13 protein-coding genes and 1 rRNA gene are annotated in these 10,910 nt (G+C 66.7%); 8 read left to right on the forward strand and 6 right to left on the reverse strand.

The features are described 5' to 3' along the window. Positions 1-3: 3 nt before the first annotated feature. A complete protein-coding gene (gene pspF / locus J2852_RS05360) occupies positions 4-1,011 on the reverse strand; it encodes a phage shock protein operon transcriptional activator (protein WP_209872012.1) in 1,008 nt (335 codons plus the stop codon). A 143-nt stretch (positions 1,012-1,154) separates the two neighbouring features. Between pspF and J2852_RS05365 the strand changes: the two genes are divergently transcribed. The 4 genes from J2852_RS05365 (at position 1,155) to pspC (ending at position 2,769) form a co-directional block, all read left to right on the forward strand. Continuing rightward, the gene (locus tag J2852_RS05365) at positions 1,155-1,304 is read left to right on the forward strand and encodes a hypothetical protein (RefSeq protein WP_209872015.1); all 150 of its coding nucleotides are present in this window, start codon (positions 1,155-1,157) and stop codon (positions 1,302-1,304) included. A gap of 22 nt (positions 1,305-1,326) precedes the next feature. Next, positions 1,327-1,998 (forward strand): phage shock protein PspA, encoded by a 672-nt coding sequence (gene pspA, locus J2852_RS05370; protein ID WP_209872018.1) that lies wholly within the window; start codon positions 1,327-1,329, stop codon positions 1,996-1,998. Positions 1,999-2,105: 107 nt separating this feature from the next. Continuing rightward, complete coding sequence (pspB, locus tag J2852_RS05375; RefSeq protein ID WP_209872021.1) at positions 2,106-2,333, forward strand: envelope stress response membrane protein PspB; 228 nt, start codon at positions 2,106-2,108, stop codon at positions 2,331-2,333. Between the two features lie 22 nt (positions 2,334-2,355). Then, positions 2,356-2,769 (forward strand): envelope stress response membrane protein PspC, encoded by a 414-nt coding sequence (gene pspC, locus J2852_RS05380; protein ID WP_209872024.1) that lies wholly within the window; start codon positions 2,356-2,358, stop codon positions 2,767-2,769. A 24-nt stretch (positions 2,770-2,793) separates the two neighbouring features. Here the strand turns inward: pspC and J2852_RS31965 are convergent, their stop codons facing one another. The 4 genes from J2852_RS31965 to J2852_RS05395 all read right to left on the reverse strand — a co-directional run bounded on the left by J2852_RS31965 (position 2,794) and on the right by J2852_RS05395 (position 6,374). Beyond that, positions 2,794-2,916, reverse strand: coding sequence for a hypothetical protein (locus J2852_RS31965; RefSeq protein WP_281418413.1), 123 nt, complete (start codon positions 2,914-2,916; stop codon positions 2,794-2,796). Between the two features lie 114 nt (positions 2,917-3,030). Continuing rightward, positions 3,031-3,540 (reverse strand): hypothetical protein, encoded by a 510-nt coding sequence (locus J2852_RS05385; protein ID WP_209872027.1) that lies wholly within the window; start codon positions 3,538-3,540, stop codon positions 3,031-3,033. Positions 3,541-3,572: 32 nt separating this feature from the next. Then, complete coding sequence (locus J2852_RS05390) at positions 3,573-4,133, reverse strand: hypothetical protein (protein WP_209872029.1); 561 nt, start codon at positions 4,131-4,133, stop codon at positions 3,573-3,575. A gap of 672 nt (positions 4,134-4,805) precedes the next feature. Next, positions 4,806-6,374 (reverse strand): diguanylate cyclase, encoded by a 1,569-nt coding sequence (locus tag J2852_RS05395; RefSeq protein WP_209872032.1) that lies wholly within the window; start codon positions 6,372-6,374, stop codon positions 4,806-4,808. 291 nt (positions 6,375-6,665) lie between these two features. Here J2852_RS05395 and J2852_RS05400 point away from each other — a divergent pair, with 291 nt between their 5' ends. After that, on the forward strand, positions 6,666-7,139 hold the full coding sequence (locus tag J2852_RS05400; RefSeq protein WP_246499298.1) for a DUF411 domain-containing protein: 474 nt from the start codon (positions 6,666-6,668) through the stop codon (positions 7,137-7,139). A 10-nt stretch (positions 7,140-7,149) separates the two neighbouring features. On the opposite strand, the gene J2852_RS05405 is transcribed toward J2852_RS05400, so the two are convergent. After that, the gene (locus J2852_RS05405) at positions 7,150-7,965 is read right to left on the reverse strand and encodes a sulfite exporter TauE/SafE family protein (RefSeq protein ID WP_209872035.1); all 816 of its coding nucleotides are present in this window, start codon (positions 7,963-7,965) and stop codon (positions 7,150-7,152) included. Positions 7,966-8,243: 278 nt separating this feature from the next. Here J2852_RS05405 and J2852_RS05410 point away from each other — a divergent pair, with 278 nt between their 5' ends. The 3 genes from J2852_RS05410 to J2852_RS05420 all read left to right on the forward strand — a co-directional run. Then, positions 8,244-9,131, forward strand: a complete 888-nt coding sequence (locus J2852_RS05410) for a helix-turn-helix transcriptional regulator (protein ID WP_209872038.1) — start codon at positions 8,244-8,246, stop codon at positions 9,129-9,131. A gap of 438 nt (positions 9,132-9,569) precedes the next feature. Continuing rightward, positions 9,570-10,274 (forward strand): phosphatase PAP2 family protein, encoded by a 705-nt coding sequence (locus J2852_RS05415; protein WP_209872041.1) that lies wholly within the window; start codon positions 9,570-9,572, stop codon positions 10,272-10,274. A gap of 351 nt (positions 10,275-10,625) precedes the next feature. After that, positions 10,626-10,910, forward strand: a 16S ribosomal RNA gene (locus J2852_RS05420); the annotation flags it as partial.

Here is a 10,910-nt window from a genome sequence, read left to right on the forward strand (position 1 = left end):
TCGTCACCCGTTGCCGATCAGCCCATGCTTCTTCAGCAGCCCGCGCAGCTGGTGATAGCCGAGGCCGAGGGCCTGGGCGGTCTGGCGCTGGTTGAAGCGGTGGCGCTCCAGGGCGGTCTTGAGAAGGCCGGATTCGAAGGTGCGGACCTGCTCATCGAAGTTCCCTGAAGGTGTGGGCGGCGGTGGCGCTTCGGCCGGATTGGGGGGGGCCGGTTTGGCTGGCTGCGGGGCGGCGGGGCGCCACGCGGAGGCGAAGGGGTCGAGTGTGATCTCCTCCACCGGGCCGTCCGGATCGGATGCCGCGACCGACCGTTCGACCGCGTTGCGCAGCTCGCGCACGTTGCCGGGCCAGCCGTGGCCGAGAAGCTGGTCGAGGGTTTGCGGGGTGAAGCCGGGGAACAGGGGGCGTTCCAACTCCCGCACCATGCCCATGGCGAAATGCTCGGCCAGCAGGGGGATGTCCTCCCGCCGGGCGCGCAGGGGCGGCAGGGTCACCACGTCGAAGGCCAAGCGGTCCAGCAGGTCGGCACGGAATTTCCCGGCCTCGGCCAGGGCCGGCAGATCGGCGTTGGTGGCGCCGACCACGCGGACGTCCACCGTCAGGGTCCGGCCGCCGACCCGCTCAATCTCCCCATACTCCACGGCCCGCAGCAGCTTTTCCTGAACGGCGGGGCTGGCCGTGGCGATCTCGTCCAGGAACAGGGTGCCGGTGTCGGCCTGCTCGACCCGGCCGGTCTGGCGGCGGATCGCCCCGGTGAAGGCCCCGGCCTCGTGGCCGAAGAGTTCGGAGTCCAGCAGGCTTTCCGGCAGGGCGGCGCAGTTCACCTTCACGAAAGGCCGGTCCCAGCGGCGGGACAGGTAATGCAGGCGGGCGGCCGCCAGTTCCTTGCCGGTGCCGCGCTCCCCGATGATCAGGACGGGCCGCTCCAGCGGGGCCACGCGGGAGATGTGGGCCAGCGCGGCGAGGAAGGCTGGGGATTCTCCCAGAAGCGGGGGCGGGGAGGGAAGCATGGCGGTTTTGGCGAAGTCTTGATGGTTTTGGCGATTGTATCGCGGTTTTAGCGATGGGCCAAGGCGGCGAAGCCCAGGCAAGGCAAGGATTTGGCGGTTGGCATGGGCCTTGCTGATAAAGGGGCCAGGGTATGGAGAGCATCATGAACCACCGCTACAGCCACTACCGCGACCGTTACGACCGTGAGGCCCGCCCGTTCGTGGAGCGCGCCCGCGCCTACCTCAGCAGCCGCCCGACCGAGAGCTGGCTGTTCTTCGCCGCCGGCTTCCTGGCCGCGACCCTCCTCGGCTAAAAGCACCAAGGGAAACAAACCCATGAGCATCTTTTCGCGCCTGACGGACATCGTTCAGTCCAACCTCAACGCCCTGCTGGACCGCGCCGAGGATCCGGAGAAGCTGATCCGCCTGATCATCCAGGAGATGGAGGACACGCTGGTCGAGGTCCGCTCCTCCACGGTCAAGATCATCGCGGAGCGCAAGGAGATCGAACGGCGCATCGCCGACCTCCACCGCGAGCGTGATACGTGGGACCGCAAGGCCGAAACCGCGCTGACCCACGACCGCGAGGACCTCGCCAAGGAGTGCCTGAAGCGCAAGGCCGAGGCCGCCGACGAGGCCGAGGCGCTGACCCAGCAGCTGGGCCAGGTCGAAGAGGCGCTGTCCAAGGCCAACGACGACATCGCCCGCCTTCAGGCCAAGCTGACCGACGCCAAGAACCGGGAAAAGGCGCTGGTCGCCCGGACCAAGACCGCCGTCAACCGGGTGCGCGTCCGCACCGCGCTGCACGACGAGCGGATCAACGACGCCTTCTCGCGCTTCGAGCAGGTCGAGCGGAACCTTGACGAGCTGGAAGGGCGGGTCGAGTCCTTCGACGCCGGCCGCACCAAGACGCTGTCCGAGGAGATCGCCGACCTGGAGGCCGAACAGAAGATCCAGGACGATCTGGCCGCGCTGCGGGCGCGGGTCGCGGCGCGCAAGGGAAGCTGACGTCCCGGCTGCGAGCCCCCACGCGGCTGCGGCGAGCCCCCACCCTAACCCTCCCCCACCTGACGGCGGGGGAGGGGACTCTCAAGAACAAGAAAGGCTGACCCTTGATGAGCGGATTCGGCTTCGTGCTCGCGGTGCTCTTCATGACGGTGGTGGCACCGCTGTGGATCATCTTCCACTACATCACCAAGTGGCGCGCCCAGCGTGGGCTGTCCGCGCAGGACGAACGGCTGCTGGCCGAGCTGTGGGAGATCGCCAACCGGTTGGAAGGCCGTATCCAGACGCTGGAACGGGTGCTCGACGCCGAGGCGCCCAACTGGCGCAACAAGGTCTGACGACATGATGGGAGACGACCCGATGGACCGCCCTTCGCCATCCCATTCGCCTTATGACTCGCCCAACCCGCACCGGCTGTACCGCGACCCCGAACACGGGGTTATCGGCGGCGTGTGCGCGGGCATCGCCGATTACTTCGGCGTCCAGCCCATCCTGGTGCGGCTGGCCATGGTGATCGGCCTGTTCTTCTTCGCGCCGCCGGTGATCCTCGGCTACGTGATCGCGGTGCTGGCGCTGCCGGTCAAGCCTCGGCAGCTGTACAGCAACCCCGACGAGGAGGCGTTCTGGCGGGGCGTGTCGATCAAGCCCGACCGCACGCTGGCCGGCCTGACGCAGCGCTTTCGCGATTTCGAGAAGCGCGTCGCGGGCGTGGAAGCCTACGTCGCGTCCAAGGAGTTCGAACTCAACCGCGCGATCCGGGATCTGGATCGCTAGCGACCACCGTTGCCGGCGCTTGCCCTACCGGCGGCGCCGGTCGCGGGTGCGGATGCGCACCGGCTTCATCGTCGGGCGGGACGCCGCCGCGATACCGGCAAGCACCGTCGCAATCGCACCACCGAGCAGAACCAAATCGAGATCCATCACGGCTCCTCCGCTTGTCTCTCAGAGAATGAGGCAAGTAAGAGGCAAGATGGTAGCGAAAAGAGGTGGTGACAACCGTCCGACCGGCAGAGGTCACGCGGTGGGGCTCATCCGTTAGCCGAGGCTCTGCTGGACCGACAGGATGGTGAAGCCTTTTTGTTCGGGGTAGCGCGCGTTCATCTTCTCGCGCGCCTTCTTCTCGTCCAGGCCCCAGACCAGGAAGCGGCGGCCACGCTTCCAGCTTTCCAGCGCGCTCTTTTCCAGGTTTGGGTTGATGCGCGCGTAGTCCGGGTTCGAAACCTTCACCACCCAGCCGACGTCCGCCTGCGTGCGCCGGTCGTCCAGAACATAGACGCGGCGGTCGGCCGCGCTGGACGCCTTCAGCCGCTGTTCCAGATCCTCGCAGGCAATCTCGATGGTCTCCTTGCGGCGGCGGGCGGCGCGCAGATCCTCGGCCTGCTCCAGCGTCGTGCGGGCGACGCGCTTGATGCGGTCCACCTGCGTCTGCTTGCGCGTGACGGCGTTGGCGATGCGCTCCTCCGCCGTCTTCAGGCGGCGCATCGCCATGATCATGGCGAAGACCAGTGCCGACAATCCGACCAGCGCGGCGAACACGTAGGCCATGGCGTCCCCCCCCGTTTTCCTTTAGTCCGCCTTCAGCCCGCCTTCGCGACGGGAGCGGAGGCGCCCCCGTCCTGCATGCGCACCACCGCATAGCCGAAGGCCGGAGGATAGCGCCGCTCGATCTCCGCCCGCGCGTCGGGCATGGAGCGCGCCCACACCTCCACCGTCTGGGGCTGCGCCCAGGAGGAATCGATGAAGGCGTGCTGGCTCTGCTTGTGGGCGGTGCCCACATACTTGTTGACCAGCTGGGCGATGTAGCAGGGCGTTCCCGCGTTCTCCTCGCCGATCAGACGGACGATCTGGTCGCCCGCGCGCTGGGAGTCCTTGATCTGACGTTCCAGGTTCTGGCGCCGCTTCAACAGGTCGCCGATCTCGCCCTCGATCTTGCGCAGTTCGGCGGCGCGTTCGCCCTTGCGGGCCTCCAGACCGGATTCCAGCTTGGCGCGGCGCGCGATCACCTCGCGCACGCCGCCGGTGCCGTGCCGCTTCTCGATCATGCGTTCACCCAGCACGACGACGAGCTTCGCAATGCCGAAGCCCATGCCGGACAGCGCGAGCGCGAAGAAGAGCGCCTGGGCGTAGTCGTTCCACATGGTCTGTACCTTGGAGGCCGTGTAACTGGAGCGTTCGCTGCGACCGTTCGCCTGGGGCGTGTGCCTGATCGGATGTGGGACGCCCAAGTGGTAATCGAGCCGGCGCCCCCATTCAACGCCTATGTGTGCCGAAACAGGCGCTTTTAACGGCTTCGCAACAAACACAGGCACCGACGACCGGATCCTGTTCCGAGGCGGTCAGAAACGTGTCGGTCGTGCGGCGGCGCGACCTCCGGGCCGTTGTGCACCGTTGTGCAGATTGTGCAGTCAAAGGTTTTTGCACAATGGGTGAAAAGCGCCGTTTCTCCCTTTTGTGTCATAGAGTTGTCTGTTCTCATTCGCACACGTTCATTGTGCAGTCGCTGCACAACGATTTGTGCACGAATGGGATGCCGGTGAACGCCTGGGCGTTGGCCGGTGCAACATCGTGCAACACATCTTCAGGGAATGTCGCACGGACGCAGATCGTCCGTTGACGGCGACAACGCTAGCGGAAGCGGGAGGGTAGGGCAAAGATTTTCACCACCAAGGCACCAAGACACCAAGATCAGATGCGCTTCAGCGCATGCCGGTTGTTCACTGCCAGGGTCGGTGCGTCGCGCTTGGTGCCTTGGTGCCTTGGTGTCTTGGTGGTGAATCCCGTTTTCCGGCTCTTTCACGGGAGAAAAGGGCTTAAAGGGCCGCCAGACACACGTGGTCGCGGCCTGATTGCTTGGCTTCGTACAGGGCGGCGTCGGCGCGGCGCAGGGTGTGTTCGATGGAGGGCTCGCCGGCGCTCCATTCGGCGACGCCGAGGCTGGCGGTGACGGGGATGGCGTGCCCCTCCGCATCGACCGGGCCGTCGGCGATGGCCGCGCGCACGCGTTCGGCGACGATGCGGGCGCCCTCGATGTCGGTTTCCGGCAGGAGGACGACGAACTCCTCGCCGCCGAAGCGGGCGATCTGGTCGGAGGTGCGCAGCGCGCTGCGGGCGCGGGCCACGGTGGTGCGCAGAACCTCATCGCCGGCGGCGTGGCCGTAGCCGTCGTTCACCGCCTTGAAATGGTCGAGGTCGAGAAGGAAAACGCTGAGCCGCCGCTCGTGCCGCCGCGCCCGGCCCAGCTCGGCCGCCGCCAGCTCCAGGAAATGACGGCGATTCCACACGGTGGTTAGGGGATCGACCGTGGCCAGCCGCTCCAGCTTGGCGTTGGCCTCCTCCAGCGCGCGGGTGCGCTCGGCGACGCGGGCCTCCAGCGTTTCGTTCGCCTCGCGCAGCTGCTCGTACAGGCTGAGGTTGGCGAAGCTGATGGCGATCTTGGCGGCGAACACCTCGATCAGGCCGCGATCCACCTCGTCCAGGGGGCGGTCGGTGTGGATCCAGGCGGCCACCTCGCCGCCGTCCGGCACGCGGATGAACAGCGTGGTCTCGTTGCGGCGGTAGACGCTCTGGCGGGTGCGGAAGACCTCGGCGATGCTGTCGGCCACGTTCGGAGCGATGGCGGAATGCGGATTCTCCGCCGCCTCGGCGTAGCAGCCGGCCCCCGCCAGCACGTAGAGGGAGCCGTCGCCGGACTCGCCGCGGCGGGCGCATAGGATGGCGTCGGGCTTTACCCGCAGAAAGGCGGAGAGCTGGGTCAGCACCCCGGCCGCGAACTGCTGCATGGAGCGCAGCTCGAACAGGCGGTCGGTGGACTGGATGATCTGCTGCAACCCGCGCCGGTTCGTCTCCAGCGCCATGATGTCGGCGTAGGCGCGCAGGGCCGAGATGACCGTGGTGAACAGCTTTTGCGAGGTCAGCTCGGTCTTCGACTTGTAGTCGTTGATGTCGTAGGCCAGCACCACGTCCTCCTCCGGCGCCTGGCCGGGTTGGCCGGTGCGCAGGATGATGCGAACGGCGTGGTTGCCGATCTCCTCGCGGATGGTGCGGACCAGCTTCAGGCCGGCGTCGTCGGTCTCCATCACCACATCCAGCAGGACGATGGCGACGTTGCCGGTGGTTCGCAGGATGTCCGCCGCCTCGGCGCCGGACATGGCGCTCACCAGCTTCAGCGGACGGCCCTTGTAGTGCAGCTTGCCCAGTGCCAGCCGGGTGACGGCGTGCACCTCCTTGTCGTCGTCGACGACGAGGATCGTCCACGGTTCCCCGTCGTTGCGCCCACTTTCCTTGGGCCCGCCTTCCTCGCGCCCGCCCTTCTTGCTTCGGCCGTCGTTGCTGAGGGCCATCGGCGGATCGTCGTCGGCGAACAGAATCTCGTTGCCCATGGTGCGCGTGGCCCGGCATGCCCGTCCATGATCGTCGGCCGGACAACCCCGCCGTCGATGCACGGAACTGTGGTGTTGGATGATTTCACTTAGCCGTAACCGATGCAACATATCCCGTGCAACGGGAACCTTTTCGTGAAAATGCGATTTTCCGCGATGCGGTTTTCGCGGTCGGCGGAGTCACCATTTGAGTACGATCAAGGATCGGTGCGCTTTATGGCGGCAGACTGCGCTCCGTTCGGCACGGTGGGGCCGGGCGGCGATAGGATTTTGCAAGGATCGGGTGCGGTCATGACGATGAATCGGCGCATGTTTCTGATGGCCATGGGGGCCAGCCTCGCGGTCGGCGGGACCGCCATCGCGGTGCGCGGTGTAATCGGCGTCGCGTCCGCCGCGGTCACCGAGGTGGTCGTGTGGAAATCCCCCAGCTGCGGCTGCTGCGAAGGCTGGGTGCAGCACATGCGCGCCGCCGGATATTCGCTGACCGTGCACGATGTGGACGACGTCGATCCGATCAAGGCGCGGCTGGGCGTGCCGGCCAACATGCAGTCCTGCCACACGGCCCTGGTCGACGGCTATGTTCTGGAAGGCCATGTTCCCGCCGACAGCGTCACCCGCCTGCTGCGCGAGCGCCCGGTGGCCAAGGGCCTTGCCGTTCCCGGCATGCCGCAAGGATCGCCGGGCATGGAGACCGGGGTGAAGGAGCCCTACGCCGTGGTGCTGTTCGGCACGCCCGGCGGCGCGTCCGTCTACGAGCAGCGCTGAGGCCGGCCGGTTACCGTTTCTGGTGCGCGAAGGTGCGGAAGGCGGACCAGATCAGAATGACGCCCAGCGTCACTTTCAGAGCGTCGGCGGGCACGAGGCCCAGCAGCAGCCCGCCCACCACGGCGCCCAGCACCGACCCGATGCCGAGCGGCCCCACCGTGTCGCGCCACGTGCCGCTGGAACGCAGCGGGCAGGCCGGGTCGCGCAGGTGACGGACGAGCCCCGCCGCGATGGTCGGCAGGCCGACCAGCATGCTCATGGAGCCGGCCAGCTTCACCGGCACGCCGAAGCCGAGAACGAAGGTTGGAATGATCAGCTCGCCTCCGGCGACGCCGAGGAGGCTGCTGACCAGACCGACCACAATCCCGCAGGCGGCGGAGGCGAGGGCGCGCCACGCGGGGATATGAGGGACGATGCCCGCCCCGCCGTCGCCGAGGAACGCGTCGCCGATCATCACAACGCCCAGCGCCATCAGCAGCCCCAGGATCAGCGTGCCGAGCGCCCGGTCGGACACCCGCTTCAGCAGGCCGACGCCGACGTACGCGGCGACGATGGAACCGGCGGCCATGCCCAGCACCTCCGGCAGGTGCGCAAGGAGGTCGTCGAGGGCGATGGTCGTGGCGCGGGCTGGCAGAGCGGCCAGCAGCACGATGAAGCTGACCGCCAGATTGACCGGCACCGCCGCCCGCACCGCGAGCCCGAGCACGCCGACCAGAACCGGCAGGCGGAATTCCGCCCCGCCCAGTCCCATGAGACCGCCAAGCGTGCCAATGGCGGCGCCTGACCCGATGCAGGCAAAGGCGCGCTTTCTTGCAGCGGTCGGCATAGTGGACGTTCCAGGGAGAAAATAATGGGCGATGACCTTCGGAAATAATTATGGGTTTTTTGCTGTGAGACAAGAAATTTGGCGTTTGATTTGACGCTGTAAGGTGATTTTATTTTTCGATTGCGCGGTAATTTTCATGGGGTGAGCGAATAATACTGAAACGGTGAATGGTTTCACGGCGAAGGCGGGGCATTGCGCGAAACGCTGCAGCGGCTCCGCGCCTTTGCAAATTTTCCCGAACCGACCATAATCGCCGCGCGCTTGGGAAAGAGGGGGCGATGGTTCAGCTGCTGAACACGCGGGAGATCGCGGATTACCTGCGCCTGAAGCAGCGCAAGGTCTACGACCTCGTGCAGCGGGGCGAAATCCCCTGCACCCGCGTCGGCGGCAAATGGCTGTTTCCCAAGGACCAGATCGACCACTGGCTGGCCGCGCGCAACGGAACCGAGCCGGTCGTCCGGATGGCCGCCGCGCCGCCTCCGGTGATCGCGGGCAGCCACGACCCGCTGCTCGACTGGTGCGTGGACGAGTCGCGCTGCGGGCTGGCGCTGATGGGCGGGGGAAGCCTGAGCGGGCTGGAACGCTTCGCCGAGGGGGCGGCGGTCGCCTGCGGCCTGCACGCCTTCGACACGGCGAGCGGCGAACAGAACCTGCCCTTCATCCGGCGGCAGCTCGGCGACCGGGACGTGGTCGCCATCGAATGGGCGCGGCGGGAGCAGGGGCTGGTGGTCGCGGCCGGAAACCCGCTGGGCATCCGGTCGGTGGCCGACCTCGCCGCCTCACGCGCCCGCATCGTGCGCCGCCAGCCGGAAGCCGGCGCGCAGCTGCTGTTCGACCACCTTGTCATGGGGGCGGGGCTCGGCTGGGCCGATCTGGTGACGCTCGACCGGCCGGTGCGGGTGGAGACGGAGGTCGGGCTTGCCGTGCTCGGCGGGCAGGCCGACGCCGGGCTCGCCATCCGGGCGGTGGCGCACCAGCTGCGCTTGGACTTCGTGCCGCTGCATTGGGAACGCTACGATCTGGTCATGCGCCGCCGCGACTATTTCGAGCCACCGTTGCAGACGCTGCTGCGCTTCGCCCGATCACCGCTGGCGGCGCGGCGGGCCGAGGAGCTTCAGGGCTACGACCTGTCCGGGCTCGGCACCGTCCATTTCAACGGGCCGTAAGGCGGAAGGCTCAGCAATCCGGGAACAGGCGTTCGCGTTCCATCGGAGAAGCTGGCCTGCCAAACCCATTTGGCCACTGGGTTTCCACGTCGTTGCGAAGATCGTCCAGGCGAAGATCCTCGTCTATGGACCGGTCGATCCCGTCGGGACAGCTTATTTCGGCGGTTTGCGGGGGGACTGCGTGCGACGTGGCAGGGGCGTTGCCGGAGCAGGCCGACAGCAGAAGCGCACAGGCTGCGGCGATGTGGAGGCGAAGCATGGCGTCCTCGCGGGGCGTGTGTGGAGTCGCCGGGGAAACGCTCCGTTCCCGCCAAGGTTTCGCCGGAACGGGGCAACGCCGGAGAGATAAGCCGTTTCACCCACCGAACGACCCGTCTCCGCAGCCGTTCCCCCTGCGGATTGCCGCGCCAAGGCGGCATCGCCTGCGGGAGGAACGACGTGACCACGGCCTTCGACCTAGCCATCATGGAGCCGCTGAACGCGCTGAGCCGCGTCAGCATGACCGCCGACAAGACCATCTACGTCATCGCGCAGAGCGATCTGCTGAAAGGCGGTGTCCTGCTGGCTCTGCTGTGGTGGTGCTGGACGCGGCGGAGCGGAACGCTGATCGGGCCGGACCTCTATTCCGTGCGGACCATCGTCGGCGCGCTGATCGCCATCGCCGTGGGGCGGGGGCTGCAGAACTTCCTCCCGATGCGGCTACGGCCGGTCCACAACCCGGACATCGACTTCGTCGTTCCCCATGACGTGAACGCCTGGGCGGTCGATGGGTGGAGTTCCTTTCCCAGCGATCACGCCGTGCTGTTCTTCGCGCTGGCCACCGCCCTGTGGTGGGCGAACCGGACGGTGGGCATCGTGGCCTTCCTGTGGACGCTGGTGGTGATTTGCCTGCCGCGCGTCTATCTGGGACTTCATTATCCGACCGACATTCTGGCCGGCGGCGTGGTGGGCGTCCTCATCATGATCGCGGTGCTGACCGTGCCCGTGCCGGCGGGCCTGCGGGATTGGCTCGGCCGGATGCAGGCGGTGCGGCCGGGGCTGGTCTATTCCCTCGGGTTTCTGGTGACGCTGCAGATGGCGACCCTATTCGCCAATATGCGCCGCCTGATCGATGGCGCTGCGACCGTCCTCCTGGGGCCTTGAGGAAAAAGCGCAAGCCGGTGAAAAAAGCGCTTGCTCGCCCGAAGGCACCCGCCTATAAAGCGCCTCCCGACGCGACGGCCGCCAACGAGGCGGCGACGACGCGAGGGAAGCAGAAGGCAGGACAAAGCGATCAAGCCTTTCGCGGTTTCTTGGACAAGTTGATACCGTGTTGTGAGAAGGGATGCGCAGGCGGCGGTGTTTGGTGCCGCGTCGCGAACCGGTCTCCTGGTTTGGGGAGTGGCATTGCGGTTGCCTGGAGCATCCTGATCTATGCAGCAAGAGACATCAGTTTCGAAAGCTTGGGTGAGGTTGCTTGATGGCGACCACGTCGAGAGAGCGTCAGCTCATCTTGAACCTGAGAGTTTGATCCTGGCTCAGAACGAACGCTGGCGGCATGCCTAACACATGCAAGTCGAACGAGGGCTTCGGCCCTAGTGGCGCACGGGTGAGTAACACGTGGGAACCTGCCTTATGGTTCGGGATAACGTCTGGAAACGGACGCTAACACCGGATGTGCCCTTCGGGGGAAAGTTTACGCCATGAGAGGGGCCCGCGTCCGATTAGGTAGTTGGTGGGGTAACGGCCCACCAAGCCGACGATCGGTAGCTGGTCTGAGAGGATGATCAGCCACACTGG

The sequence above is a fragment of the Azospirillum soli genome (assembly GCF_017876165.1).
Classification (GTDB): domain Bacteria; phylum Pseudomonadota; class Alphaproteobacteria; order Azospirillales; family Azospirillaceae; genus Azospirillum; species Azospirillum soli.